Origin of the sequence: Paraburkholderia sp. CHISQ3 (genome assembly GCF_030464945.1) — a bacterium.
Classification (GTDB): Bacteria; Pseudomonadota; Gammaproteobacteria; order Burkholderiales; family Burkholderiaceae; genus Paraburkholderia; species Paraburkholderia megapolitana.
The window spans coordinates 118,275-142,552 of sequence record NZ_JALPRG010000014.1 but is presented as its reverse complement, the minus strand read 5'-3'; the positions used below and the strand labels follow the sequence as shown (position 1 = coordinate 142,552).

27 protein-coding genes are annotated in these 24,278 nt (G+C 63.2%); 14 read left to right on the top strand and 13 right to left on the bottom strand.

The window, feature by feature from the left end; all coding sequences use genetic code 11:
• Positions 1-18: 18 nt before the first annotated feature.
• The 5 genes from kdpA to M0D65_RS28575 form a co-directional block, all read right to left on the bottom strand.
• Positions 19-1,824, bottom strand: coding sequence for a potassium-transporting ATPase subunit KdpA (gene kdpA / locus M0D65_RS28595; protein ID WP_266255556.1), 1,806 nt, complete (start codon positions 1,822-1,824; stop codon positions 19-21).
• On the bottom strand, positions 1,821-1,913 hold the full coding sequence (gene kdpF, locus M0D65_RS28590; protein WP_011487462.1) for a K(+)-transporting ATPase subunit F: 93 nt from the start codon (positions 1,911-1,913) through the stop codon (positions 1,821-1,823). The genes kdpA and kdpF overlap by 4 nt, the downstream gene beginning before the upstream one ends.
• The gene (locus M0D65_RS28585) at positions 1,910-2,023 is read right to left on the bottom strand and encodes a potassium ABC transporter ATPase (protein ID WP_096722412.1); all 114 of its coding nucleotides are present in this window, start codon (positions 2,021-2,023) and stop codon (positions 1,910-1,912) included. Before M0D65_RS28585 ends, kdpF begins: the two co-directional genes overlap by 4 nt.
• A gap of 174 nt (positions 2,024-2,197) precedes the next feature.
• Positions 2,198-3,172 (bottom strand): quinone oxidoreductase, encoded by a 975-nt coding sequence (locus tag M0D65_RS28580; RefSeq protein WP_266255555.1) that lies wholly within the window; start codon positions 3,170-3,172, stop codon positions 2,198-2,200.
• Between the two features lie 70 nt (positions 3,173-3,242).
• Positions 3,243-4,022 (bottom strand): SDR family oxidoreductase, encoded by a 780-nt coding sequence (locus tag M0D65_RS28575; RefSeq protein WP_091018429.1) that lies wholly within the window; start codon positions 4,020-4,022, stop codon positions 3,243-3,245.
• Positions 4,023-4,268: 246 nt separating this feature from the next.
• Between M0D65_RS28575 and upp the strand changes: the two genes are divergently transcribed.
• The 9 genes from upp to rng all read left to right on the top strand — a co-directional run bounded on the left by upp (position 4,269) and on the right by rng (position 12,469).
• Entirely contained in the window at positions 4,269-4,919 is a 651-nt protein-coding gene (gene upp / locus M0D65_RS28570) for a uracil phosphoribosyltransferase (RefSeq protein ID WP_091018431.1), read from the top strand.
• 173 nt (positions 4,920-5,092) lie between these two features.
• Entirely contained in the window at positions 5,093-5,821 is a 729-nt protein-coding gene (locus tag M0D65_RS28565) for a YebC/PmpR family DNA-binding transcriptional regulator (RefSeq protein ID WP_266255554.1), read from the top strand.
• A gap of 144 nt (positions 5,822-5,965) precedes the next feature.
• Positions 5,966-7,240: a phosphoribosylamine--glycine ligase gene (gene purD, locus M0D65_RS28560; protein ID WP_091018434.1), complete on the top strand. Its 1,275-nt coding sequence runs from the start codon at positions 5,966-5,968 to the stop codon at positions 7,238-7,240.
• 235 nt (positions 7,241-7,475) lie between these two features.
• Positions 7,476-8,399 (top strand): oxygen-dependent coproporphyrinogen oxidase, encoded by a 924-nt coding sequence (hemF, locus tag M0D65_RS28555; RefSeq protein ID WP_266255553.1) that lies wholly within the window; start codon positions 7,476-7,478, stop codon positions 8,397-8,399.
• A gap of 70 nt (positions 8,400-8,469) precedes the next feature.
• Entirely contained in the window at positions 8,470-9,207 is a 738-nt protein-coding gene (locus tag M0D65_RS28550) for a nicotinate-nucleotide adenylyltransferase (RefSeq protein WP_266255625.1), read from the top strand.
• 2 nt (positions 9,208-9,209) lie between these two features.
• Positions 9,210-9,713: a ribosome silencing factor gene (rsfS, locus tag M0D65_RS28545; RefSeq protein WP_266255552.1), complete on the top strand. Its 504-nt coding sequence runs from the start codon at positions 9,210-9,212 to the stop codon at positions 9,711-9,713.
• Positions 9,714-9,799: 86 nt separating this feature from the next.
• On the top strand, positions 9,800-10,270 hold the full coding sequence (gene rlmH, locus M0D65_RS28540; RefSeq protein ID WP_091018443.1) for a 23S rRNA (pseudouridine(1915)-N(3))-methyltransferase RlmH: 471 nt from the start codon (positions 9,800-9,802) through the stop codon (positions 10,268-10,270).
• A gap of 96 nt (positions 10,271-10,366) precedes the next feature.
• Complete coding sequence (locus tag M0D65_RS28535) at positions 10,367-10,990, top strand: nucleoside triphosphate pyrophosphatase (protein WP_266255551.1); 624 nt, start codon at positions 10,367-10,369, stop codon at positions 10,988-10,990.
• Positions 10,991-10,999: 9 nt separating this feature from the next.
• Positions 11,000-12,469, top strand: coding sequence for a ribonuclease G (gene rng / locus M0D65_RS28530; RefSeq protein WP_091018448.1), 1,470 nt, complete (start codon positions 11,000-11,002; stop codon positions 12,467-12,469).
• Positions 12,470-12,489: 20 nt separating this feature from the next.
• Here rng and M0D65_RS28525 read toward each other — a convergent pair whose 3' ends face one another.
• The 5 genes from M0D65_RS28525 to M0D65_RS28505 all read right to left on the bottom strand — a co-directional run bounded on the left by M0D65_RS28525 (position 12,490) and on the right by M0D65_RS28505 (position 15,919).
• Complete coding sequence (locus M0D65_RS28525; protein WP_266255550.1) at positions 12,490-12,795, bottom strand: DNA-binding transcriptional regulator; 306 nt, start codon at positions 12,793-12,795, stop codon at positions 12,490-12,492.
• On the bottom strand, positions 12,795-13,091 hold the full coding sequence (locus M0D65_RS28520) for a DNA-binding protein (RefSeq protein WP_266255549.1): 297 nt from the start codon (positions 13,089-13,091) through the stop codon (positions 12,795-12,797). The genes M0D65_RS28525 and M0D65_RS28520 overlap by 1 nt, the downstream gene beginning before the upstream one ends.
• An 82-nt stretch (positions 13,092-13,173) precedes the next feature.
• Entirely contained in the window at positions 13,174-14,193 is a 1,020-nt protein-coding gene (locus M0D65_RS28515) for a hypothetical protein (protein ID WP_091018451.1), read from the bottom strand.
• Between the two features lie 141 nt (positions 14,194-14,334).
• Positions 14,335-14,640, bottom strand: a complete 306-nt coding sequence (locus tag M0D65_RS28510; RefSeq protein WP_266255548.1) for a helix-turn-helix domain-containing protein — start codon at positions 14,638-14,640, stop codon at positions 14,335-14,337.
• 16 nt (positions 14,641-14,656) lie between these two features.
• On the bottom strand, positions 14,657-15,919 hold the full coding sequence (locus M0D65_RS28505) for a type II toxin-antitoxin system HipA family toxin (RefSeq protein ID WP_266255547.1): 1,263 nt from the start codon (positions 15,917-15,919) through the stop codon (positions 14,657-14,659).
• Between the two features lie 189 nt (positions 15,920-16,108).
• Between M0D65_RS28505 and M0D65_RS28500 the strand changes: the two genes are divergently transcribed.
• From M0D65_RS28500 to M0D65_RS28490, 3 genes are all read left to right on the top strand, one after another.
• Entirely contained in the window at positions 16,109-16,261 is a 153-nt protein-coding gene (locus M0D65_RS28500) for a hypothetical protein (RefSeq protein ID WP_266255546.1), read from the top strand.
• A 48-nt stretch (positions 16,262-16,309) separates the two neighbouring features.
• Entirely contained in the window at positions 16,310-16,633 is a 324-nt protein-coding gene (locus M0D65_RS28495) for a hypothetical protein (protein ID WP_266255545.1), read from the top strand.
• A 295-nt stretch (positions 16,634-16,928) separates the two neighbouring features.
• Positions 16,929-17,843, top strand: coding sequence for a glycosyltransferase family 9 protein (locus tag M0D65_RS28490; protein WP_266255544.1), 915 nt, complete (start codon positions 16,929-16,931; stop codon positions 17,841-17,843).
• A 65-nt stretch (positions 17,844-17,908) separates the two neighbouring features.
• Here M0D65_RS28490 and msbA read toward each other — a convergent pair whose 3' ends face one another.
• Positions 17,909-19,690: a lipid A export permease/ATP-binding protein MsbA gene (gene msbA / locus M0D65_RS28485; protein ID WP_266255543.1), complete on the bottom strand. Its 1,782-nt coding sequence runs from the start codon at positions 19,688-19,690 to the stop codon at positions 17,909-17,911.
• 127 nt (positions 19,691-19,817) lie between these two features.
• Positions 19,818-21,089, bottom strand: a complete 1,272-nt coding sequence (locus M0D65_RS28480; RefSeq protein ID WP_266255542.1) for an O-antigen ligase — start codon at positions 21,087-21,089, stop codon at positions 19,818-19,820.
• A 150-nt stretch (positions 21,090-21,239) separates the two neighbouring features.
• On the opposite strand from M0D65_RS28480, the gene M0D65_RS28475 reads away from it, so the two are divergent.
• Together M0D65_RS28475 and M0D65_RS28470 are read left to right on the top strand one after the other, a co-directional pair.
• Positions 21,240-22,235, top strand: a complete 996-nt coding sequence (locus M0D65_RS28475; RefSeq protein ID WP_266255541.1) for a glycosyltransferase — start codon at positions 21,240-21,242, stop codon at positions 22,233-22,235.
• 67 nt (positions 22,236-22,302) lie between these two features.
• Positions 22,303-23,079, top strand: coding sequence for a glycosyltransferase family 2 protein (locus M0D65_RS28470; protein ID WP_266255540.1), 777 nt, complete (start codon positions 22,303-22,305; stop codon positions 23,077-23,079).
• 122 nt (positions 23,080-23,201) lie between these two features.
• On the opposite strand, the gene M0D65_RS28465 is transcribed toward M0D65_RS28470, so the two are convergent.
• On the bottom strand, positions 23,202-24,272 hold the full coding sequence (locus M0D65_RS28465) for a glycosyltransferase family 4 protein (RefSeq protein WP_266255539.1): 1,071 nt from the start codon (positions 24,270-24,272) through the stop codon (positions 23,202-23,204).
• Positions 24,273-24,278: the final 6 nt, after the last annotated feature.

Here is a 24,278-nt window from a genome sequence, read left to right as displayed (position 1 = left end):
GGATCCCCGATTTTCCCGTTAGTGGCCAGCGAGCATCAGCAGATGCTCGACGCCAGGGCCGAGAGCGAGTGCAGGCACGTAAGTCAGTGCGCCGACAAGCAGCACCGTGCCAAGCAGCAGTACAACAAACAGCGGGCCATGCGTAGGCAACGTGCCGGCGGTGACCGCCAGACGCTTCTTGGCTGCCAGCGAGCCGGCGATAGCCAGCACCGGAATCAGCGAGCCGAAGCGGCCAAACCACATCGCAATCGCGGTCAACCAGTTGTAGAACGGCGTGTTCACAGACAGGCCGGCAAACGCGCTACCGTTGTTATTCCCGGCCGAGCTGAACGCATAGAGAATTTCCGAGAAGCCGTGCGGACCGGGGTTGGAAATACCCGCCTTGCCCGCATCGCTCAACACGGCGATCGACGTCCCCACCAGCACCAGCAGCGGCGTCAGCAGCACGACGATCGACACCATCTTCATCTCGTACGCTTCGATCTTCTTGCCGACGTATTCAGGTGTGCGGCCGATCATCAGGCCTGCCACGAACACGGCGAGCATCGCGAACACGAGCATCCCGTACATACCGGAGCCCACACCGCCGAAGATCACTTCGCCCAGCTGGATCAGCAGCATCGGATAGAGGCCGCCGAGCGGCGTCAACGAGTCGTGCGTGTTGTCGACCGCACCGCACGAGGCCGCCGTGGTGGCGATCGTGAAGATGCCCGACTGCGCGATCCCGAAGCGCGTTTCCTTGCCTTCCGTGTTGCCGCCCGATTGCAGATCGTTCGCGGATTGATCGACGTGCAGCGCGGTGAAGGCCGGGTTACCGGCCTGCTCGCTGCTGACTTCACCCAGCACACAGGCGGCGAATGCGATCGTCATCACGGCCAGTACGGCGATACCCTGCTTGCGGTCCATGATCATCCGGCCAAACACCAGCGCAAGCGCCGCCGGGATGATCAGCATCGAGAAGATCTGCAGGAAGTTGCTGAACGGCGTCGGGTTTTCGTACGGGTGTGCCGAATTCCCGTTGAAGAAGCCGCCACCATTGGTGCCGAGCATCTTGATCGCTTCCTGCGTCGCCACCGGGCCCATGGCGATGGTCTGCGTCGTCAGCTTGGTGTCGACCGTGACCGCATTGCCCTTCGCGTCCTTCACCGGGTTGCCTTGCGCATCGAGCTTCGGTGCCGCATAGGTCGTGGTTTGCAGCGTCGGCACGTCCTGATACGACTTGAAGTTCTGGATCACACCCTGGCTCATCAGCAGCGCAGCGACGATGGCGGCCATCGGCAGCAGCACGTACAGCGTGACGCGCGTGATGTCGACCCAGAAGTTGCCGATGGTCTTCGCCGAATGACGGGCGAAGCCGCGGATCATCGCGATGACCACGACGATGCCGGTGGCAGCAGACAGGAAGTTCTGCACCGTCAGGCCGAGCATCTGCGTCAGATAACCGACGGTCTGCTCAGGCGTGTAATCCTGCCAGTTCGTGTTGGTGACGAAGCTGACAGCCGTATTGAAGGCGCTGTCGACCGACATCGGACCGAACTGCTGCGGGTTGCCCGGCAACCAGCCCTGAATACGCAACAGGAGGTACAGGAACAGCACGCCGAGCACGTTGAACGCGACGGTAGCGATGGCGTAGTGCTTCCAGCTCATTTCGGTCGACGAGTCGACCCCGGCGATGCGGTACAGCAAGCGCTCGAGCGGACCACCGAAGCGGACCACGCGAGACGTGCCATCCATCACACTGGTCAGATAGCGAGAGACGGGAATGGCGCCCGCGAGCAGCACGACAATGTAAATGCCAATTTGCAGGACATTGTTCGAGTTCATTCAATGTCCTCCGCGCGCAGCAGCGCATAGACGAGGTAGACGAACAGTAGCGCGGTCGCAGCACCGGACAACCACAGAATCCAGTTCATGAGCGCGCTCCCTGACCACGCCGGAACTGCATGAGCTTCTCGCAGCCGGCAATCAATGCAAAGGTAAGCGCTGCAAACAGCACCATTCCCCCGATGTACAGCACATCCATTTTGGTGTTCTCCATATGCGGACTTTGGATGCGTGCAACGATATGCTGATCCGCGTAAAGGTCAGGTCAAAGGTCGGGAGGGGGGTGTAAAAATGGCGTAAACAAAAAAAGCCGCTCCCTGGCGGGGAGCGGCTTTCTACGGGGGTGCCCGGGTATTGCCGGGCCTGGCCGGGATCAGGGCAGCAGGATCGTCGAACCGGTGGTGCGGCGCGCTTCGAGGTCCGCATGCGCCTGTCCGGCGTCGGGCAGCGCGTAGCGCTGGTTGATGCTGGTCTTCACCTTACCCGATAGCAGCACGTCGAACAGCTCGTTCGACATCGCGTCGTAGTCGCTGCGTTTCCCGATATACGTAAACAATGTCGGGCGCGTAAAGAACAACGAACCGCGGCCGGCGAATTCGGACGAGTCGATCGGCGGCAGCGGTCCCGATGCATTGCCGAAGCTGACGAACAAGCCGAGCGGCGCGAGACAGTCGAGCGATGCCGTAAAGGTGTCCTTGCCGATCGAGTCGTAGACGACCGGCACGCCCGCGCCGTTGGTAATCTCGCGCACACGCTTCGTGAAGTCTTCGCGCGTGTAGACGATCGGGTGATCACAACCGTGCGCCTTCGCGATCTCCGCCTTCTCGTCGGAGCCGACCGTGCCGATCACGGTCGCGCCGAGTGCCTTCGCCCACTGGCACGCCAGCAGCCCGACGCCGCCCGCGGCAGCCTGGATCAGGATCGTGTCGCCGGCCTTGACCGGGTAGGTACGGCGCAACAGATACTGCGCGGTGAGCCCCTGCAGCATGACGGAGGCCGCCTGTTCGTAGGTGATTCCTTCAGGCAGTTTCACGACCTTTTCCGCAGGCAGCACGCGCTCCTGCGCATACGCGCCGGGTGGCCGCGCCACGTAGGCGATGCGGTCGCCCACCCGCAGGTTCGCGACGCCCGCACCGACCGCGCTGACCTCGCCTGCCGCCTCCATGCCGAGACCACCCGGCAACGGCAGCGGATACAGCCCGGTGCGAAAATACACATCGATGTAGTTCAGGCCGACCGCATGCTGCTTCACGCGGATTTCGCCCGCGCCCGGCTCGCCCACTTCGATATCGACCCACTTCATGACTTCGGGGCCACCGGTCTTATCGAATCGTGTTGCCTTGACCATCGTCTCTCCTGGATTGGTCCGGTTTTGCTTGATGTTGCGCGCCCGCACGCTGCCGGCGCCGCGTTGCACTTCAGTACGTTCCGGGGTACGTGCCGCCGTCGATCAGCCAGTTCTGCCCGGTGATATAGCCGCCGTGCACGCTGCACAGGAACGCGCAGGCACGGCCGAACTCGTCGGGGGTGCCAAGCCGGCCTGCGGGAATCGATGCCATGCGGCGGCGCCGCGATTCCTCGATCGATATGTCCTGGGCCTTGGCCTGCGCGGCGATGGCCGCGTTGATGCGGTCCGTATCGAACGAACCCGGCAGCAGGTTATTGATCGTCACGCCCTGCCCCGCGACCTTACGCGCCACGCCGGCAACGAACCCGGTCAGCCCCGAGCGCGCGCCGTTCGACAGCCCCAGCACATCGATCGGCGCCTTCACCGACGAACTCGTGATATTGACGATGCGGCCGAAACCGCGCGCCATCATGCCGTCGATCGTCGCCTGGATCAGCGCGATCGGTGTGAGCATGTTCGCTTCGAGCGCGCTGATCCAGTCGTCGTGGGTGTAGGAGCGGAAGTCTCCCGGCGGCGGCCCGCCCGCGTTATTGACGAGGATGTCCGGCTGCGGACAGGCGGCGAGCGCCGCGGCGCGGCCTTCGGGGGTGGTGATGTCGCAGGCCACCGTCTTGACCTCGACGCCGGTCTGCGCGCGGATTTCCGCGGCGGTGGCTTCGAGCGTCTGCGCGGTGCGGGCCACGATCGTCAGCGCCACACCTTCGGCCGCGAGCGCCTCGGCACAGCCGCGACCGAGCCCCTTGCTTGCCGCGCAGACCAGCGCGGTGCGTCCAGCAATTCCCATATCCATTGTGCGTTTCCTCTGGGTGCGAACTAAATTTCCCTCGATTCTAGAAGAATCGCCGCCGCGCTGCCGGGGGCCTCACACGGCCCTGCCCGTAAGCCCGCGCATAATCTTCGCTATCTTCGGGCGGGACTTTCGGTAAACTTGCAGCCGTGGTTCGCCTGGCCGGCCGGTCCGGCGCGAACCAGCGCCCCGTTCCCCGAGCTTCCGCCCGCCATCCCGCCACCTTTTCGCACTGCTTGCGCATAAGCCATGACCCAGGACAGCCGCTTTCCCAATCTTTTCATCCTCGACCACCCGCTGATCCAGCACAAGCTCTCGCATATGCGCGACCGCGACACGTCGACGCGCACGTTCCGCGAACTGCTGCGCGAGATCACGCTGCTGATGGGCTATGAAATCACCCGCAACCTGCCGATGACCACCCGTCCCGTGTCGACCCCGCTCGTCGATATCGACGCGCCGGTCATCGCGGGCAAGAAGCTCGCCATCGTGCCGGTGCTGCGCGCGGGCGTCGGCATGTCGGACGGGCTGCTTGAGCTGATCCCGTCGGCGCGGGTCGGCCATATCGGCGTCTACCGGGCCGACGACCACCGGCCGGTCGAATATCTGGTGCGCCTGCCTGATCTCGAGGACCGCAACTTCATCCTGTGCGACCCGATGGTCGCAACCGGCTACTCGGCCGTGCATGCCGTGGATGTGCTCAAACGCCGCGGCGTGGAAGGCTCCAGCATCATGTTCCTCGCTCTGGTGGCGGCGCCCGAGGGTGTGCAGGTTTTCCAGGACGCGCATCCGGACGTGAAGCTGTACGTCGCCTCGCTCGACTCGCATCTGAACGAGCATGCGTATATCGTGCCCGGCCTTGGCGACGCCGGCGACCGGCTGTTCGGCACGAAGAACTGAGCATCGCACCGACCGCCTGCCTGGGCGGTAGCCCAGGCTCTACGCGGTTCTCAGGCGCGGGCCGACGAACGGCGGCGTGATAAAATTCGCGTCTGCTTATCGGGCGGCCGCCCGACATCGCAACGACAATTGCACTATGCGTGCGCCTGAAGGCGCATGCGCTGGAGAAAGGTATGGCGGGTCATTCGAAATGGGCCAACATCAAGCATAAAAAAGCAGCGACCGACGCGAAGCGCGGCAAGATCTGGACGCGGCTCATCAAGGAAATTCAGGTCGCGGCCCGCATGGGCGGCGGAGAAATGGATACGAACCCGCGTCTGCGGCTCGCCGTCGAGAAGGCGTACGACGCCAACATGCCGAAGGACAACATCAACCGCGCGATCCAGCGCGGTACCGGCGGTGTGGACGGCGCGAACTACGAAGAAATCCGCTACGAAGGCTATGGCATCGGCGGCGCGGCCGTCATCGTCGACACGATGACCGACAACCGCATCCGTACCGTCGCGGAAGTGCGTCACGCGTTTTCGAAGTTCGGCGGCAACATGGGCACCGACGGCTCGGTGTCGTTCATGTTCGATCACGTCGGCCAGTTCCTGTTTGCGCCGGGCACGCCCGAAGACAAACTGATGGACGCGGCGCTCGAAGCCGGCGCCGAAGACATCGTGACAAACGACGACGGCAGCATCGAAGTGCTGTGTCCGGCCAACGATTTCCCGAAAGTGAAGTCCGCGCTCGAAGCCGCCGGCTTCAAGGCCGAAATGGCCGAAGTGACGATGAAACCGCAGACAGAAATCGAGTTCACCGGCGACGACGCGCTCAAGATGCAGAAGCTGCTCGATGCGCTCGAAAATCTCGACGACGTGCAGGAAGTCTATACAAACGCAGCGATCGCCGACGAGTGAGCTCGCTCGCGTTGCAGGCGTTGCAGTTGCAGACGCACTGGTTCGCGCTGTGCGAACCGCGCGAATGAATATTCACGGATTCACAGATTCACGGCCGATGCCGACGCGTCGGCCGTTCACGGTTTTTAGTCTTCGGGGAAACACATGAAGTTACTCGTCGTCGGTTCCGGCGGTCGCGAACATGCGCTTGCATGGAAGCTCGCGCAGTCGCCGCGCGTGCAGCTCGTCTACGTCGCGCCCGGCAACGGCGGTACCGCGCACGACGAGCGGCTGCTCAACATCGACATCACCGAGCCGGCTGCGTTGGCCGATTTCGCCGAGCGCGAGCAGATCGCGTTCACGCTGGTCGGGCCGGAAGGCCCGCTCGCGGCCGGCATCGTCAATCTGTTCCGCTCGCGTGGTCTGAAGATCTTCGGGCCGAGCAAGGAAGCCGCGCAGCTCGAAAGCTCGAAGGACTTTGCGAAGGCGTTCATGAAGCGCCACGCTATCCCCACCGCCGAATACGAAACCTTCACCGAGCCGGGCGCCGCGCACGCGTACCTCGACGCGAAAGGCGCACCGATCGTGGTCAAGGCCGACGGCCTCGCCGCCGGCAAGGGCGTGGTGGTCGCACAGACGCTCGAAGAAGCGCACGCCGCCGTGGACATGATGCTGTCCGGCAACAAGCTCGGCGATGCCGGTGCGCGCGTCGTGATCGAAGAGTTCCTGACCGGCGAAGAAGCGAGCTTCATCGTGATGGTCGATGGCAAGCACGTGCTTGCGCTTGCGTCGAGCCAGGATCACAAGCGTTTGCTCGACGGCGACCTGGGGCCGAACACGGGCGGCATGGGCGCCTACTCGCCCGCGCCGATCGTCACGCCGCAACTGCATGCGCGTGTGATGCGCGAAATCATCCTGCCTACCGTGCGCGGCATGGAGAAGGAAGGTATTCGCTTCACCGGTTTTCTGTACGCCGGTCTGATGATCGACGCGCAAGGCAACCCGAAGACGCTCGAATTCAACTGCCGGATGGGCGACCCGGAAACGCAGCCGATCATGGCGCGGCTCAAGGGCGATTTCTCGAAGGTCGTCGAACAGGCAATCGCCGGCACGCTCGATACCGTCGAACTCGACTGGGATCGCCGCACCGCGCTCGGCGTCGTGCTCGCCGCGCACAACTATCCGGAGACGCCGCGCAAGGGCGACCGCATCAGCGACATCCCGGCCGCCACTGAAGAGTCGGTGACGTTCCATGCGGGCACAACGCTCGTGGACGGCAAGCTGCTCACATCGGGTGGCCGTGTGCTGTGCGTGGTCGGGCTCGCGGATTCGGTACGCAGCGCGCAATCGGTTGCGTACGAAACGATCAACCAGATCTCCTTCGACGGTATGCAGTATCGCCGCGACATCGGTTATCGCGCGCTCAACCGCAAGCATTGAGCGACCGGCGCGGCGCCTCGCGCGGGCGCCTGACGGCTTCGGCGCTACACTTCGGGTATTGCCGCGCGCGTTCGGTGCTGGTCGTCCGCGGCGCGACTGGCTGTGACAAGCGGCCGTGATAAGCGGCGCGATTTCGGCCGGCCGCCTGTCACGGCTTGTAGTCGTGACCGCCTGCCGGCCGGCACCTCCCTGAACCCGCGGCCATCCAACCGGGCCGCCCAGCAGCCCCGTATTCATGACCGAACCGACCTATAACGTCCAGGCCGTCCGCAGCTGGTTGCAGCAGTTGCAGGCCAACATCGCCGATACGCTCGGCGCGTTCGACGGCAAGCCGTTTGCCACCGACGCCTGGCAGCGCGGCCCCGGCGAGAAGCTGCGCGGCGGCGGTTGCACACGCATCCTCGAAGGCGGCGCGTTTTTCGAGCGGGCCGGCATCGGCCTGTCGGACGTCGCCGGCGATGCGCTGCCCGCGTCGGCCAGCGCGGCGCGGCCGCAACTGGCCGGACGCAGTTTCGAGGCGATGGGTGTCTCGCTCGTGCTGCATCCGCACAATCCGCACTGCCCGACCGTGCACATGAACGTGCGTCTGCTGATGGCCACCAAGCCAAACGAAGCGCCGGTGTTCTGGTTCGGCGGCGGCATGGATCTCACGCCGTGCTACGGCTACGAAGAAGACGCGCAGCATTTTCATCGCGTGTGCCGCGACGCGTTGCAGCCATTCGGCGCGGACCTGTACCCGAGCTTCAAGCGCTGGTGCGACGAGTATTTCTTCTTGAAGCATCGCAACGAGACGCGCGGTATCGGCGGCATTTTCTTCGACGACTTTTCGGCACCGGGCTTCGAGCGTTCGTTCGAGATGGTACAAAGCGTCGGCGACGCGTTTCTGAAGGCCTATCTGCCAATCGTCGAAAAACGCCGCAACCAGCCGTACACGCAGGCCGAACGCGATTTCCAGGCCTACCGGCGCGGCCGCTATGTCGAGTTCAACCTGGTGTTCGACCGTGGCACACTGTTCGGGCTGCAAAGCGGCGGACGCACCGAATCGATCCTGATGTCGATGCCGCCCGTCGCCAACTGGCGCTATAACTGGCATCCTGAGCCCGGCACGCCGGAAGCGCGCTTGCAAAGCGACTTCCTCGTGCCGCGCGAGTGGGTCTGATGGCCGCCGAACATGAGTGCCCGGTGAAGACTGCCGGCCTCGCAGCCGCTAGACGCACTCCGGCGCACGCATTGTCACGACAAAGGATCACGATCTGAATCCGCCCGTTCTTCCCGCTGCCCTGCCCCGCCGGATCGGTCTGCTCGGCGGTACGTTCGATCCGGTCCACGACGGCCACCTCGCGCTCGCGCGACGGTTTGCCGACGTGCTGCAACTGACCGAGCTCGTGCTGCTGCCCGCCGGCCAGCCATGGCAGAAGACCGATGTCACGGCGGCACAGCATCGCCTCGCGATGACGCGCATCGCGGCCCGCACGCTGACGATACCTGGCGTGACCGTCAGCGTCGCCACCGACGAAATCGAACACGACGGCCCGACGTATACCGTCGAAACCCTCGCCCGCTGGCGCGAGCGGGAAGGACAGAAGACCTCGCTGGCGCTGCTGATCGGCGCGGATCAACTGGTCAAGCTCGACACCTGGCGCGACTGGCGCAAACTGTTCGAGTTCGCGCACGTGTGCGCGTCGACGCGGCCCGGTTTCGACCTCGGTTCGATACCGCCCGCCGTGGCGGCTGAAATTGCGGCGCGCGCAGCGAGCGCCGAGGTATTGCAGGCAACACCCTGCGGGCATCTGCTGATCGATACGACACTGGCATTCGACGTCTCGGCCACGGACATCCGCGCACATCTGCGCGAACGGGTCGCACATCATGCGAGCCGTGCGGGCAACGAGGCGGGCCAGCCGGCCAGCCACGTTCCCGCAGCCGTGTGGGACTATATTCTTCAACATCATCTGTACCACCAGTAAATATGGATATACGCAAACTGCAACGCGCGATCGTCGACGCTCTCGAAGACGTGAAAGCGCAAGACATCCGGGTGTTCAACACCACCCACCTGACCTCGCTGTTCGATCGCGTGATCGTCGCGAGCGGCACCTCGAACCGACAAACCAAGGCACTCGCATCGAACGTACGCGATAAGGTCAAGGAAGCCGGCGGCGAAGTGATCAGCACCGAGGGCGAGGACATCGGCGAATGGGTGCTGGTGGATTGCGCCGACGCGGTCGTCCACATCCTGCAGCCGGCGCTGCGTCAGTACTACAACCTCGAAGAGATCTGGGGCGACAAGCCGGTGCGCATCAAGCTGTCGACGCCGAACCCGTTCGGCGGTGCGCAGGCGAGTGGCCCGTTCGACGATGAGGATGTGGACGACGAGCCGGTGGCGAAGGCCGCGAAGGTTGCCAGGCCCGCCAAAGCCGCCAAGCCTGCGACAGCCAAGCCCGCTCGCAAGACGCCCGCGCGGCGTAGCTAGCTCATTGTGGTCACGCAGGCAGCCGCGCTGGCGCGCCATGCGGACCGCCGCGTGGCGCGCGCCAGCGTAGCCTCACGTACGCCATCATGAAATTGCACATCCTCGCGGTCGGTCACAAGATGCCCGACTGGATCGCAGCCGGCTTCGACGAATACACGAAGCGCATGCCGCCCGAGCTGCGCATCGAGTTGCGCGAGTTGAAGCCCGAGCAACGTTCGTCGGGCCGTTCCGCCGAAAGCGTGATGGCCGCCGAACGTCAGCGCATCGAAGCCGCCCTGCCAAAGCAGGCGCGCATCGTCGCACTCGATGAACATGGCAAAGACTGGACCACGATGCAGCTCGCCGCCGCGTTGCCGGACTGGCAGCAAGGCGGGCGCGACGTAGCGTTCCTGATCGGCGGCGCAGACGGGCTCGACCCGGCGCTGAAATCGCGCGCCGATATGTTGCTGCGACTCTCCAGCCTCACGTTGCCGCATGCGATGGTGCGCGTGCTGCTCGCCGAGCAGCTGTATCGCGCGTGGACCATTACGCAGAATCATCCTTATCATCGCGCGTAGTGCGGGCGACGTGCTGTGCATGCCGTACGTATAGCGCAGTCGTACCGTGCAGTTGTGCTGCGCCGCAACCGTTACGCGTCCTCCGGAAACGCCGTCATGTCATCCGCCGAACTGTATCCCTTCGTCTATCTCGCCTCGCAGAGTCCGCGCCGCCAGGAATTGCTGCAACAGCTCGGCGTGCGCTTCGAACTGCTGCTGCCGCGCCCCGATGAAGATGCCGAAGCACTCGAAGCCGAACTGCCCGACGAAGCTGCGCACGACTACGTGGTGCGCGTCTGCGCAGCGAAGGCACAGGCTGCACGCGCGCGCCTTGTGGCAAGCGGTCGTGCGCATGCGCCGATCCTCGTTGCGGACACAACCGTCACGATCGACGATGCAATTCTCGGCAAACCCGTCGACGCCGATGACGCGTTCGCGATGCTCGCGCGCCTCGCAGGTCGCGACCACGATGTGCTGACAGCAGTCGCTGCAATCAGCGCCGACGGCGCGCTATTACCCACCGTGCTGTCCCGCTCGCGCGTACGCTTCTCCGCGGCCCCGGAGCAGATGCTGCGCCGCTACATAGCGACCGGTGAACCAACGGGCAAGGCTGGCGCCTATGGCATTCAGGGACGCGCCGCGGAGTTCGTCGAACATATCGACGGGTCCTATTCAGGTATCATGGGTTTGCCGCTTTTTGAGACCGCTGCGCTGTTACGCGCAGTGCGCATCGACTTCTAGAACAAAACCATGAACGAAGAAATCCTGATCAACGTCACCCCTCAGGAAACGCGCGTCGCGCTCGTCCAGCAGGGCTCGGTCCAGGAGCTTCATGTCGAACGCACGCTGTCGCGCGGACGGGTCGGCAACGTCTATCTCGGCAAGGTCGTGCGCGTGCTGCCCGGTATGCAGTCGGCCTTCATCGACATCGGTCTCGAACGTGCCGCGTTCCTGCATGTCGCCGACATCTGGCATCCGCGTACCGAAGGTGACCCGCAGCGTCCTGTACCGCATCAACCGATCGAGAAGATCGTGTTCGAAGGACAGACGCTGATGGTGCAGGTGGTCAAGGATCCGATCGGCACCAAGGGCGCGCGCCTGTCGACCCAGGTCAGCATCGCGGGACGCACGCTCGTCTATCTGCCGCAGGAACCGCATATCGGCATCTCGCAGAAGATCGAAAGCGAGACCGAACGCGAAGCGGTACGCGCGCGCCTGACGGCCGTGCTGCCGGTGGACGAAAAAGGCGGCTACATCGTGCGCACGATCGCCGAAGATGCGACCAGCGATGAACTCGCCTCCGATGTCGCCTATCTGCGCAAGACGTGGGTGACAATCCAGTCGCAATCGCAACGCATGCCGCCCACCACCCTGCTCTACCAGGACCTGAATCTCGCGCAGCGCGTGCTGCGCGATTTCGTCAACGACGAGACAACGCGCATCCAGGTCGATTCGCGCGAGACCTTCCAGATGCTGTCCGACTTCGCGGCGGAGTTCACGCCCACGGTGTCGCCGAAACTGCACCACTACACCGGCGAACGGCCGCTCTTCGATCTGTACAACATCGAGACCGAAATCCAGCGGGCGCTGTCGCGGCGCGTCGATCTGAAGTCGGGGGGTTATCTCGTCATCGACCAGACCGAAGCGATGACGACGATCGATGTGAACACCGGTGGCTATGTCGGTGCGCGCAATTTCGACGACACGATCTTCAAGACCAATCTGGAAGCTGCGCATACGATCGCGCGCCAGTTGCGGCTGCGCAACCTGGGCGGCGTGATCATCATCGACTTCATCGATATGGAGAACGTCGAGCATCGCGACCAGGTGCTCGGCGAGCTAAAGAAAGCGTTGTCGCGCGATCGCACGCGTGTGACGGTGAACGGTTTCTCGCAGCTCGGGCTCGTCGAGATGACCCGCAAGCGCACGCGTGAATCGCTCGCGCATGTGCTGTGCGAGCCTTGCCCGGTGTGTCAGGGCAAAGGCCAGGTCAAGACATCGCGCACCGTCTGCTATGACGTGCTGCGCGAAATTTTGCGCGAGTCGCGCCAGTTCAATCCGCGTGAGTTTCGCGTAGTGGCATCGCAGCAGGTGATCGATCTGTTCCTTGAAGAGGAATCGCAGCATCTCGCGATGCTGATCGATTTCATCGGTAAGCCGGTTTCGTTGCAGGTGGAGTCGAATTTGAGTCAGGAGCAGTACGACATCGTTTTAATGTAGGTCCACTAAGGGCCGCTACGCTATGCCGCAAGCTCCGCCGTCAACTCAGGATGTCGGATAATCAAACGCAGCAGGCACAGTACTGCGCCCGAGGGAGAAAACCGGCCTTGCTCCCAGTCGCGCAGCGTTGCAACCGGTGTACCGATCCGCTCTGCGAACGCAGGCTGAGTCAAGCCGGACGCTTCGCGCGCCTGGCGCACAAGCATTTGCTCCGGCGTTGTCACGCGGCCAGTTCGCGCCTTGGCTTCTGCAAGCGCCTGGCGCAGATCCGGCAGCGACTCACCGGCGTCGGCCTCGATGGCCTTGGCGATTTTCTCGATGTCCATCACAGCACCTTTCGAATGTCCTTGGGGAGCATGTTTTCGCGCTCAGCCTTGGCATAGACCGCCACGAGCAACACGATTTCCTCATCGGTCAAGTTGAAATAGATTACGCGCGCGCCGCCAGACTTCCCAGTGCCTGCGCGCTTCCAGCGGACTTTGCGAGCGCCATCTGCACCGGGGATCACATCTCCTGCATCCGGATTCGCGGCAATCCACATAATAAAGTCGAGACGTTCGGCGTCGGACCAAATGCGCTCGGCCTGCTTCTGGAAAGTCGGGGTTTCAATCACAGTCCGCATGGGCGCATTATACGGGATTCCCGTATAACATCAAGTTCGCGCCTGGAAGCGCTCTACCGCACTTCCAATGGGTAACCGCCACTCACCCGTACGCCACCGACACCCGACGCAACTGCCGCCAGTCCCCTTTCTCGGCGACCTGCGTATCGAGCGCGCTATGCGGCGACAGGTTCACCATGCGCACGCCGCGACGCTCGAGCAACGCCGCTGCCTCGCGAAATGAAGGTGCGATGAACGCATCGAAATGATCGTCGAGCGAACTCGGTTGCATGGTGCCGGCGGTTTCGTAAAAGCGCGGTGTACGCGCGGCATGACGAAAATCGAGCCCGTGTAGATAGAGCGTATCGAAACCCAGCGAATGAAGAATCTGTAGACCCGTATACGCCACGGTGCGACCATCGAACGTGCCGCGCCGGATATCGAGGCTGAAACCGAGCGCACGCGCTTCATCGAACACGACCAGGCCGTCGCGAGTCTGCGCAGCACGCAGTTCCTGGCGACGCAACGCGCGCCGGCACGCGGGATAGCGAACGTCTTCGATGAGAAAGACCCGGCACTGCATCTGTTCGAGCGGAAAGTACTGCGCGATGTACCAGAGAACCAGCGGCGTGGCGAATAGCACGAGGCGCTGCTGCATCACACGGGCCACCAGATCGGGACGGTTTCTCGCAAACCCGGCGTCGACGATGCAGTAGTAGTCGAACTGCACCGGGTGCCGGTCCTGCAACGCGATCGCACCGTTCACGCCCATCACGTGATCGAGATCGAGCGACGCGTAATCGATGTCGCTGATTGAAGGACCCGTCGCGATCAGATGGCAGGCGCCTTTGAATGCGCCGAGCAGCGTGTCCGCATTTTCAATCGGTAATTCGTGGCGCCCGATCCGCATGCGCTGCAAATACCCGCTTTCATGTCGCTCGACAGTAACCGCTCCCCATAAGCGCTCGTTGTGACGGAATGCGCGGGAATGCGTCCAGCGATACAGCAGTTTGAGCATCGTGCCCCGTGCGCGCCGGATCGGGCCGGGCCACGTATAGCAAGGCGGCTTTGACGGCAATTCGATCGCGGGGAGCGCCGGCGTTGCCCGTTCCACTGAAAGCATAGAGAGGTCGTCCAGGATGCATCGGACCATTGCCCGATTAACCGGCGACCAGTCTAGTTCTGTGTGCGATTACGCAGGTTACGGCTAAATCTCGAACCTTTACATATCGTTACAGTCTGCCTTTCGTGCCGATCTGAACCATTAGCTCGAGCTTGGCGAGACAGGATTTTTGCGCCTGATCGGAACGAATCCGACACGCAATCCGAACAGCTTCGCGATGCTGTCGAGCGAATCGACGGTTGGGTTGCCGGTTCCGCGCTCGGTGTCCTGGACGACCCGGCGGCTCACGCCCCGGTGCGCGGCGAATTCCGCCTGAGTCAGGCCCGTCATCTCGCGCATCGCTTTCATGGCCTCGGAAATGGTCATGTCACCCCGATCGATTCTTTCGTAGAACGCGAGGCGCAGCGCATTTTGCTCGTCACGGGTAGGTCGGTTTCGGCGCGGCATGAGGGATCTCTGGCGATTAAAGGGCTTGCAGCTGGCGAACCTGTGCATCGACGGAAAGCGCCAGGAACTTGATGATGTCGTGATCGACGCCCTGCTCTTCGAGGACGTCCGGCAGGCGTTCGATCTGCACCGCAAACTGATTCAATCCGCGAGCAAGCATCTGACGCTCAGAGTCAGGCACCGGTAGCGCGACAAGGACATCGGCCCAGTTCGTCAACTCCACCTGGGTGTTGGGCCGATACCATCTGAGCGTTCGGGCAATCCCTTCGGGATCCAGATACATCGGAGCGAAATCGAACAAAGGCGTGAGCTGGACCTGCCCATCGACCCGTTGCACGGCCGTATTGCGCGCGTGGTTATCCGTGTTGCGCATCGCCAGATTGAGCACGTCGCGCTTGATGAATTCGAGCGTCTCGGCTGCGGGATCGGTCACTACCCTGCGGATTGCGGCCGTGACATCGAAAAGGCTTGGGCGCCGGTCAAAACCGGACAGCCCCAGGATCGAGGCCACGCTTTCCTGATGGAGACGCACGACTTTCCCGCCGCGCACGATCCGGTCAAAGCGTGGGATCAGCAGGACGTCTCCGTGAAGAGTGGGTAAATCCATGTGCGTGCGGATACCGAGCTCGGCGGCCACCCGCATATAGGCCGCTTCGTTGCGCAGGACCTTGTGGTCGGCCGCACTATTGCCGCGAGGCAGTTTCACGATCAGATGCTGGGTAGCGTCGCCGTCGGGGAGTACCGCGTCGCCGTGCAAAAGGCCCGCCCGGTCACGCGTCAGCAGGTACTTCGGCGCGGCGCCCTGAACGCCTGTGGTGCCGGTGCCCAACATCCCGTGCAGGTGCATCCTTTCCGCGAATTCTGCACTGCGTCCGGCGACATCGTCGATTGTCAGTCCTGGCAGGTCGCGCGCATGCGGGTGCCGCGCCAGGTGCTTCTCAAGGTAATCGACTGCCTCGGCAACCCGAATCCTGCCGACCGGATTGAAGGCGCCTGCACAGATCAGCGGAAAGTCCGCATCGGGACCATCCGGTAGCTGCAACTGGCCCAACAGGAAGCGACGGCCAGCCCCTTGCGGAACGAGGTCATAGAGGAAGGCTGGCATGGTCCGGGCCGCGCGGATGTCCATATCCACGGGCTCGGCGAGCGATAGCGGGGCATCCGGGTGTTCGAGGGCATACGCCACCAGGTGATTCCACTGGCAAATCCCACCGTTGAATTCGATCTCGGCGCAGTCGACCCAGCGATCATCCAGGAATATCTGCAGGGTGCAATTCATGGGGAAGACTCCTTGTGCCTCATAAATGTAGCACAATGGAGTGGAAAGCTCTATATACGCATCTTATAAGTGCATTTTATCAAATTGGTACGTTCGAATACCGGGTGACATGTCCCTCGTTTGCCCGGCGCCTTTTCATCCCCATCGCCTAGAATTTCAGGATGAAATGCGACGTGAAGGGAGGCCGCCATGGCTGAATCGATGGTCAGCATCGTAGTGGGGCTCATGGTCATCGCCATTGCGGTGATGGTGCTCGGTTCGCACCACCGCCGCGAACATCGAGCAGGCGCGCTGCATCATGCCGGTCACCGGCTCTGGGACAGGATGCGGCACCGGCATTGAAGCCGTACCGCAAACCGCGATAAAGCGCCCTGACCGATGGAGGCGACCATGATCGACGAGTACCGCGAATATGCGTGCTGGCAAACGGCGGAGTACGAAGGCTTCGAGGTCCACGTCGCACCGTTCGCGCAGAATCCGCCCGCCGTTCCACCCGACGTGAAACCGGTGCGCTACACGTATATCGGCTACGTCTGCCACCCCGGAGCGGACCCGGCCATCCCCGGGCATGCGGTACCGTTTCATCCGGACGGCGACGTGAGCTTTGCGAACGCCGCCGATGCGTTGTTCGAAGCGGTGCACGTGGGACGGAGCATTGTCGACGGCACGCATCCGGATCTGTCGGTGCTGGCGCTCGTCACCAGTGGCGTGTGACGGCGCTTCGAGCGTATCCCGCCCACTGTACAATCTGGCCTTCGGTCGCTGGGCAGGATGCCCCCATGCGGCCATCAACGACGGCCGCAACGATCAGCCCGCGCTTTCGCCCCGGCATCCTCGATGCCGACGCGCGTCATCCTAGAGAACCATCGGACACCGCCATACTCAAACTACTCCGTCGGTTCACCGCATGCCGTTCGCCCGCAACCGGGTCTGCTCACCACGCCAGTCAAACGAAATTCCAGGTTATTGCTCCATGCGTCTTGCTCCCGGACAGTCCGTCGCGCTCCTGATGTCCCCCCGTCTCGGCGATTCGCTGCTCACGATGGTTGTTGCACACAACCTCGTACGCAACGGTCATCGCGTCGTCGTGTTCGGCGACTACATTCATTCGCTCAAGAACTGGTTCGCATCGTTCGAGGTTCATCCAACCGTGCGTCCGGATGAAGCGCGCAGCCTGCTCGGCGGATTCGACGTGCTGTTGCATGCGTATCCGCCCGACGTGATCGAAGGCACACGCGACTGGCATCCGTGCGTACTCGTGATGGACGAGTGGCCGCGCTACCGGCAGTTGAAAACCATGGTGCAGATCCAGATGGAACTGTGCTCGCTCGACCTCGGTCTCGCCGACGTCGTGCCGGACAACGGACTCGTCCCGCCGCCGCATCTGCACGCACGCGCACATACACGCCGTGTCGTGATCCATCCCACTGCAAACCTGCCGCGCAAGAGCTGGCTTCCGCAGCGCTTTGTCGCGCTGGCGCTGCAACTACGCGACACCGGCTTCGAACCCGAGTTCGTGATGGCCGCGCACGAACGCAAGGACTGGGACCTGCTCGACCAGCACGGTCTGCCGCGGCCGGCGTTCGCTACGCTCGCCGATGTTGCGGCATGGATCTATGAGTCGGGATGGTTCATCGGCAACGATTCGGGCATCGCGCATCTGGCGTCGAATCTCGGTGTGCCCGCGGTCTCGCTTGCGGTGCGGCGCAAGATCGCGTTGCGCTGGCGGCCGGGTTGGGCGCCGAGCCGCGCGGTCCTGCCGCTGCCGGTACTGCCGGGAAAGATCGCGAAAGACCGGCTATGGAAACACTTCTTGCCGGTGTCGCGCGTGCTCAAGGCGTTTGCCGATCTGCGCAAGGAAACGGGCGACGCGGCGGCAGCGCATGAAGCGGATCGGGCGCCCGTCGTGCAGCAGCGCAGTTAAGCTGCGCCGCTCGCCGCTAGCTGCATGCGCCGGTTACGCACGCAACTACGATCACCGCAACACGTTCACGCCGCCTGCTGCTGATACTGGATCCTATGCAGATGCGCATACAGGCCGCCCTGTATGAGCAGTTCGTCGTGACTACCCTGCTCCGCAATCTTCCCGCCTTCCAGCACGAGAATGCGATCCGCGCGTTCGATCGTCGACAGGCGGTGAGCGATCACCAGCGTCGTACGTCCCTTCATCAGCGTTTCGAGTGCGACCTGCACGTGGCGCTCGGATTCGGAATCGAGTGCCGAGGTCGCCTCGTCGAGAATCAGGATCGGTGCGTCCTTGTAGATCGCGCGCGCAATCGCGAGACGCTGGCGCTGGCCGCCCGACAGGCGCATGCCGTTACCGCCGACCAGCGTATCGATACCGTTCGGCATCGCGTTCACCGTATCCATCAGATTCGCCGCGCGCAGCGCCGCTTCGACGCGCTCGCGATCCGGTGTCTGGCCGTACGCGACGTTGTGGGCGACCGAATCGTTGAACAGCACCACGTCCTGGCTCACCATCGCCATCTGGCCGCGCAGATCGTGCAGATCGTAGTCGTTGATCGGCACGCCATCGACGAGTATTTCGCCGCCCGCCGGATCGAAGAAGCGCGGCAGGAGATTGACGAGCGTAGTCTTGCCGCTGCCCGACGGTCCGGCCAGCGCCACCATTTCGCCCGGCGAGACCTTGAACGATACGCGGTCGAGTGTCGGCCGCTCGGAGGTGCCGTAGTTGAACGATACGTGGCGAAACTCGATTTCGCCGCGCGCCTGTTCGAGCCGGCGTTCGCCACCCTGCGATTCGGTCGGCTCGTCGATCAGGCCGAAGATAAATTCGGCGGCGGTCATGCCGCGCTGCAACGGTTGATTGACGTCGATCAGGTGCTTCAGCGGCGAGATGATCAGCAGCATCGCCGTGATGAACGAAACGAAACCGCCCACTGTGGTCTGATCGTGGGACGACTGCACCACGGCTATCGTGATCACGATAGCCAGGGCGATCGACGCGAGGAACTGCGTGAGCGGCTGCGCCAGCCCACCCGAGATCGTCAGGCGCATCGCGTAACCCTTGAGGCGCTTGCTCATCTCGGTGAAACGGCGCATCTCGTACTTCTCGCCGTTATGTACCTTGACGACCTTGTAGCCCGCCACGGTCTCTTCGACGATGTACGACAGTTCGTTCGTGAGCGTCTGCTGTTCGCGGTTCAGGTGTCGCAAGCGCCGGTTGATCTTGCTCACCACCCAGCCGATAGGCGGCAGGACCACCGCGACGATCAGCGTCAGGCGCCAGTTCAGGTAGAACAGCCAGCCAAGCAGGCCGACCACCGTCAGCGAATCGCGCACCAGCGTGACCATCACACCCAGCAGCACATTGAGGATCTGGTTGACCTCGAAGACGATCGCGTTGATGACCGTGCTCGCCGTTTCGCGCTGGAAAAACGAGGAGCTGGTGTGAAGCATCCGCTGGAACATGTCGAGTCGAAGTTGCAGCAGGATTCGGTTCGACACGTAGGCGAGCAGATAGCCGGACAGGTATTGCGCGGCGCCCCGCACGACGGCGAGCCCAATCACGGCGAGCGGCACCAGCCATTTCGCATTGGCGTTGCCGTGGGTGCCGAAACCGTGATCGAGCAGCGGTTTGAGCAGCGCCGGAATACCGGTTTCGGTTGCGGCGACGATAGCCATCGTGGCGATCCCCAGCAACAGAACCACCAAGACCGGTTTGATATACGGCCAGAGACGCTCCAGAACGTCGGTCGACGAAGTACCTTCGTCACCGATGTTCTTGCGCAATGTGTTCCTGGTTTCCAAAAAATGTCCTTGTATCGGGCAATAGCCCCGGCAAGCGCTCGCCGGCGATGCGAAACAGCCTGGCGCAGCCTGGGCGGTGGTGCAGCCCCGCAGCCGGGCTACCGGGCAGTGAATCAGGCGGCTGGCATCAAATGGCCGTCTGCGGTTTGGCTGGCGCGCTTTCGGTGCGCGTCCCGCGGTGAATAATGGCCATCATTGTCGCCCATAGCAGGGCGATCAGCGCGACATTCATGACCGAGGACAATATATCGATGCTCAGACCGAAGATGATCGCCGACCCGCTGACCGCAATGCCGCAATAGGCCGCCGTGGACACCATCGCATCCGCCGAGCGGTAATGGCGCAGAAAATACGCGAGCGGCCCCCAGTATAAAAGCAGCAGACAGGCGATGCCGAACGTGCCCAGCTCGGCGATCGTCGAGAAGAATTCGCTATGCGCGCGCTCGTTGACGATCGCCTGCGACGCTTCGTGGTTATTCGCGAGCGTTTGCAGCGAACTTTCCAGCTTGCCCTTGCCGACACCGAGCACCGGGTTCTGCAGGAACAGATGTGACGACGCGTTCCACAATTGCAGGCGCAAGCCAATCGACGTATCGGCATTGCCATGTTCGAGCTGGTGCAGATCGGACGCCGTATCGCGCAGGCGCTGCTGCACGACATGGGTCGAGAACAGTGCCGCCACGCCCACCACGAGCACGGCGCCGACAATCGCGAGGCGTGCGCGGTGCCGCATCCAGCCGAAGTTCGCGGCCACGAGCCACGCGAACAGCGGCAGCGCGAGCCAGCCGCCGCGCGTGCCCGACAGATACGACGCGTAGCCGCCCGCGAGCAGCGCAAACAGCTTCAGCGGAATCGAAAAACGCCGCGCGAGACCGGTGTCCCAGCGGATCGACAGCACCGCGAGAAAGCCGAGCAGCAGCGCCGTGTTGCCGAACGGGATCGGGTTCGTGTAGTAGTTGCCGAGGCGATTCAGATCACCCCAGCTCGCGTTGATACCGCTGATAAAAGCCCACGCGCCTGCCCCCACTGCGCCGGCCGCGCATCCCCAGCCGACGAGCGCAAGGCTGCGGCTCGACACCGTGCAGAACAGCAGGAAGATCGGCAGGCTCAGCACGAGCCGCGACATCGCGTCGAACTGCCGGGGCAGATAGTAATGTTCGAGCAGTTGCTGCAACGGCAGGTACAGCGTGAACGCCAGCATGCTCGCCGTGTACAACGGGTACTTGCGCAACGGTGCCAGATAGCCGTGCTGGCCGCGCATCACGGCGAGGTTGACGAGTGCTACAGCAAGCAGCAGGAAAAAGCAGTAGCCGGTACCGCCACGCAACGTCAGCATCGTCGCGGGCGCGAGAAACAGCAGCACAGCGGCCGCAACGGTAGTAGTTCTGTTAGCGGTCATGGTGCAGCGAAAGAAATCATGTAGTAACCACTGGACGTCCGGAAAATTTGTCTCATTATAACGGTCCGTCCCCCGCCACTACGGGTTTTGTCCGGATCGAAAGACGAAGATGATATGCTCCGCGGAACCTCCCAATCATGCGATTTCACAATGGTTAACGTCGTACCTGACGGATCCGCGTTTCCGCTCGTCAGCCTGCTGTTGATCACCTATAACCAGGAAGCGACAGTCGCAGCGGCTATCGAAGGCGCGCTGCGGCAGACCTACTCCCCACTCGAAATCATCATCTCCGACGACGCGTCCAGCGACGGCACCTACGCCGCCGCCCAACGCTGCGTCGCCCACTACACCGGCCCGCACACGGTGCAGGTGCGACGCAATTCGTCGAACCTCGGCATCAGCGCGCATCTGAGCCTGCTCGCACGCGAAACCCAGGGCGAACTGCTGTTCATCGCAGCCGGCGACGACGTTTCGCTGCCCGAACGGTGCCGTGCGGTAGTCGCCGCGTGGCTGAAAGCCGGGCGCCGCCCCGATTTGATCGCCACCGATCTTTACGATCTCGACACCGACGGCGACATTCACGACGTGCTCGAAGTCACCGATCTCAGTTCTTACAAAACCTTCCAGGACTGGGCCGAGAAGCGCCCGCACGTGGTCGGCGCCGCGCACACATGGTCGCGGCGCCTGTTCGACCGGTTCGGCGAGATGGAAGCCGGTATTTACGGCGAGGACCAGATCATGACGTTCCGCGCGATCATGAGCGGCGGCGCGATGACGCTGCACGAGCCGCTCGTCAAATACCGGCGTGGCGGCCTGTCGCGCAAGCGCGCGTGGCGCTCGTCCGACGAATTCGTCGCGCGCTTCCGGCTCGCCAATCGCAATGGGCTCGGCGAGACGCGCCAGTTGATCCGCGACGCCGAGCAGGTCGGAGTCGGCGAAGGCATGCGCGTCGCGCTCGCCCGCAAGTCGGCCCGCGAGCAATACGCGAGCGCGATATTCGCGAGCGCATCGGTGGGAGAGAAGCTCGCGCTGTTCGGACGCAGCCACGACGTGTCGTTCGGTTACCGGTTGCGCGTCTTTTTGTATGCGACTTTTCCGTCGCTGTACAAACCCGTGCTCTTCGTAAAGTGGCACCTGCGCCGCTAGCGGCGGCGCTACCGATGTCGATTCCTGTATCGATCTCTTTACCCTGCCTCGATCGCAACGACTGCTTATGGCGGAACCCACTCTCGGCGTAGCGCTGATCGCGCACAACGCGGCTGCACGGCTCGCGCAGTGCCTTGCTGCCGTTTCGTTCGCGGACGACATCGTCGTCGTCGACGGCGGCAGCACCGACGACACCGCCGCGATCGCGCGCGCACACAACGCACGCGTGATCGTCGCCGCCGACTGGCCCGGTTTCGGTCCGCAGAAAAATCGCGCGCTCGATGCGCTCGCCACCGACTGGGTCCTGTCGATCGATACCGACGAAGTGCTCTCGCCGGAACTGGCCGCGTCGATTCGCGACGCGATCCGCAGCCCGCGCGCGGAAGTCTATGCCATCGACCGGCTGTCGAGCTTCTGTGGCCAGTGGGTGCATCACAGCGGCTGGTATCCGGACTGGATTCCGCGGCTCTTCAAGCGCGGCGCGGCGCGCTTCTCCGACGATCTCGTGCACGAGCGACTGGTCTTCGAGACAGCCGGGCAGCCGGTCGTCCGCCTCGACGGCAAGCTTCTGCACTACTCGTACGAAGACTTCGAGGCTGTGCTGCGCAAGCTCGACGCCTATTCGAGCGCGGGCGCGCAGCAGCGACACGCGGCGGGCCAGCGGGCGAGCTTCGGTAAGGCACTGGGCCGCGGTGCGTGGGCGTTTTTGCGCACGTATCTGTTGCGCCGCGGGTTTCTCGATGGGCGCGCGGGATTCATGATTGCGCTGTTCAATGCGGAGACGGTTTATTACCGCTTTCTCAAACTCGATCGGTTGAATCGGGAGCGTGACGGGCGGTTGTGACGGGTGCGGTGCGATTCAGCGTAGCTGGCCGAAGAGCGGCTCGATGAGTTTTAGCAACGCCTTCACGTGAGCTGGGATGCCTGAGAGTTGGGAGCACGCCCGGCGGTTGTAGCCGCCACGCCTCAACGTGGTTGGATGCGCACCTGTTCGACGAGCTTTAGCAGCGCATTCACATGCGCGCCGATGCTCATGTCGTAACGAATCGCGCTCGATCCCGGCGCTGTGCGCGCAGGATCGGTGGCCGCCTTGACAGCCTGCGCCAGTGCCGCACGCAATCCATCGACATCGCCGGGCGCGAACGTAATGCGCGCTTCGTCCGCGAGCACTTCGCAGCAAGCGATATTCGACGAAAAGATCACCGGCGTGCCGCACAGCACGGACTCGATGCCGACCAGACCGAACGGCTCGTAGTTCGACGCGAGGATCGTGTAGTCGGCGGCGCGGTAGCAGTCTTCGATCTGCTTCGCGTAGCCGATGTAGCGGATCTGCTGCGACGTACGTTCGGGCGGTCGTCCGGCCACTGCGACCACGACCGGCAGCGGGTTGTCCTTCAGCGCTGCTTCGATCAGCGGCAAGCCCTTGCGTTCGTGGCTGCTCGACGGAAATAACAGCACGACTTCGTGGTCCGCAAAACCGAACTGTTGCCGCAACTGCGCGCGTGCGTCGCGGCTAACTGGCGTAAAACGCCGCGCGTCGACAGGTGGATAGAGCAGCTGGATTTTTCCCGGCGGCACGCCGTAGAGTTCGATCAGTTCGTCGCGCATCAACCCCGAGTGCGCGACGATGAAGCGAGCCTGATCGTACTGGCGCTGCTCGAGCACGATCTGCCGATGATCGGACGGCCGCGTGTCACGTCGACCCGCGCGCAGAAAGCCGCGATGCGTGCCGCCGCAAATGGCGATCTCCGACGAATCGACGCGATTGCAACCGATCAGCACGTCGATGCTTGCCGCCGCCCGCGCGCGCCGCAGCCGCCACGAGAACCACGCATCGCGCAGCTTGCCGGGCAACCAGTTCACCGCGATGCGGTGCGGCTCCACGAGTTCGATTTCCGGCAACGAACGGTCGAAACGGCGCGCGAACACAGCGGGTGTGATGCCGTTATCGTGCAGTCCGCGCACGAGATCCATGGCATAACGTTCGAGGCCGCCGCTGTGCCGGAACGCGTTGCAGGACAGTCCGATTCTGGTCATGGGTTT

Coding starts and splice junctions, on each gene's coding strand:
- purD (WP_091018434.1), top strand. CDS start 5,966: ATGAAGTTACTCGTCGTCGGTTCCGGCGGTCGCGAACATGCGCTTGCA.
- M0D65_RS28515 (WP_091018451.1), bottom strand. CDS start 14,193: ATGCTTTCAGTGGAACGGGCAACGCCGGCGCTCCCCGCGATCGAATTG.
- M0D65_RS28510 (WP_266255548.1), bottom strand. CDS start 14,640: ATGCCGCGCCGAAACCGACCTACCCGTGACGAGCAAAATGCGCTGCGC.
- M0D65_RS28575 (WP_091018429.1), bottom strand. CDS start 4,022: ATGGATATGGGAATTGCTGGACGCACCGCGCTGGTCTGCGCGGCAAGC.
- M0D65_RS28585 (WP_096722412.1), bottom strand. CDS start 2,023: ATGGATGTGCTGTACATCGGGGGAATGGTGCTGTTTGCAGCGCTTACC.
- kdpA (WP_266255556.1), bottom strand. CDS start 1,824: ATGAACTCGAACAATGTCCTGCAAATTGGCATTTACATTGTCGTGCTG.
- M0D65_RS28525 (WP_266255550.1), bottom strand. CDS start 12,795: ATGGACATCGAGAAAATCGCCAAGGCCATCGAGGCCGACGCCGGTGAG.
- M0D65_RS28475 (WP_266255541.1), top strand. CDS start 21,240: ATGGTTAACGTCGTACCTGACGGATCCGCGTTTCCGCTCGTCAGCCTG.
- M0D65_RS28500 (WP_266255546.1), top strand. CDS start 16,109: ATGGCTGAATCGATGGTCAGCATCGTAGTGGGGCTCATGGTCATCGCC.
- hemF (WP_266255553.1), top strand. CDS start 7,476: ATGACCGAACCGACCTATAACGTCCAGGCCGTCCGCAGCTGGTTGCAG.
- M0D65_RS28580 (WP_266255555.1), bottom strand. CDS start 3,172: ATGGTCAAGGCAACACGATTCGATAAGACCGGTGGCCCCGAAGTCATG.
- rsfS (WP_266255552.1), top strand. CDS start 9,210: ATGGATATACGCAAACTGCAACGCGCGATCGTCGACGCTCTCGAAGAC.
- M0D65_RS28480 (WP_266255542.1), bottom strand. CDS start 21,089: ATGACCGCTAACAGAACTACTACCGTTGCGGCCGCTGTGCTGCTGTTT.
- rng (WP_091018448.1), top strand. CDS start 11,000: ATGAACGAAGAAATCCTGATCAACGTCACCCCTCAGGAAACGCGCGTC.
- M0D65_RS28565 (WP_266255554.1), top strand. CDS start 5,093: ATGGCGGGTCATTCGAAATGGGCCAACATCAAGCATAAAAAAGCAGCG.
- M0D65_RS28520 (WP_266255549.1), bottom strand. CDS start 13,091: ATGCGGACTGTGATTGAAACCCCGACTTTCCAGAAGCAGGCCGAGCGC.
- upp (WP_091018431.1), top strand. CDS start 4,269: ATGACCCAGGACAGCCGCTTTCCCAATCTTTTCATCCTCGACCACCCG.
- M0D65_RS28495 (WP_266255545.1), top strand. CDS start 16,310: ATGATCGACGAGTACCGCGAATATGCGTGCTGGCAAACGGCGGAGTAC.
- rlmH (WP_091018443.1), top strand. CDS start 9,800: ATGAAATTGCACATCCTCGCGGTCGGTCACAAGATGCCCGACTGGATC.
- M0D65_RS28535 (WP_266255551.1), top strand. CDS start 10,367: ATGTCATCCGCCGAACTGTATCCCTTCGTCTATCTCGCCTCGCAGAGT.
- M0D65_RS28505 (WP_266255547.1), bottom strand. CDS start 15,919: ATGAATTGCACCCTGCAGATATTCCTGGATGATCGCTGGGTCGACTGC.
- M0D65_RS28490 (WP_266255544.1), top strand. CDS start 16,929: ATGTCCCCCCGTCTCGGCGATTCGCTGCTCACGATGGTTGTTGCACAC.
- kdpF (WP_011487462.1), bottom strand. CDS start 1,913: ATGAACTGGATTCTGTGGTTGTCCGGTGCTGCGACCGCGCTACTGTTC.
- M0D65_RS28465 (WP_266255539.1), bottom strand. CDS start 24,272: ATGACCAGAATCGGACTGTCCTGCAACGCGTTCCGGCACAGCGGCGGC.
- M0D65_RS28470 (WP_266255540.1), top strand. CDS start 22,303: ATGGCGGAACCCACTCTCGGCGTAGCGCTGATCGCGCACAACGCGGCT.